The sequence below is a fragment of the Pseudoflavonifractor phocaeensis genome, assembly GCF_016901735.1.
GTDB lineage: Bacteria > Bacillota > Clostridia > Oscillospirales > Oscillospiraceae > Pseudoflavonifractor_A.
In genome coordinates, this window is record NZ_JACLZC010000172.1 from 1 (window position 1) to 723 (window position 723).

Sequence of the window (723 nt, forward strand, 5' to 3'; positions counted from 1 at the left end):
GAGCCGTTGCTGGGATCGGCGGGACGCTCCACCGCCTGGCCCTCTTCCACTTCCACGGGCGCGATCTCGCTGCCGCCGTTGGTGTTGAAGGTCACGGTGTAGACGGGCGTCTCAGGTACGTTCTCCTCCCAGCCGGCATACAGGGTCACGTCGCCGGTCACGGGAGTCTCAAAGTCATAGGCCTCGGTGCAGGCCTCGTCGGTGTACCAACCGGTGAAGGTGTAGCCCTCCTTGGCGGGCGCGGCGGGCTCGGAAACCGCCTCGCCGGAGGTCACATTGACGCTCTGGTAAGTCTCGCCGTCGCTCACGAAGGTCACGGTGAAGCTGTCGGCGGGCTTCTCGCTCACGGTCACAACGCAGGTGGCGGTGAAGCCGCCGTCCACGGTGGTCACGGTGATCTCAGCCTCGCCCACGGCAACCGCGGTCACCTTGCCGTCGGCCACAGTGGCCACGCCCTCGTCGCTGGAGGTCCAGGTCACGCTCTTGTCGGTGGCGTTCTCCGGCTCCACGGTGGCGGTCAGATTGGCGCTGTCGCCCTCGGTCAGAGCCAGCTCCGCCGCATCCAGGCTCACGCCGGTGACGGCGACCACTTCGGGCTCGTTCTCCTCCCAGCCGGCATACAGAGTCAGGTCGCCGGTCACGGGAGTCTCAAAGTCATAGGCCTCGGTGCAGGCCTCGTCGGTGTACCAACCGGTGAAGGTGTAGCCCTCCTTGGCGGGCGCG

Annotated in this window: 1 protein-coding gene; it reads right to left on the minus strand. The window is 67.1% G+C overall.

Annotation, left to right across the window (positions count from 1 at the left end; genetic code table 11):
• On the minus strand, positions 1–723 hold a 723-nt coding region (locus H7U37_RS15090; protein WP_204876981.1), incomplete at both ends, for an InlB B-repeat-containing protein.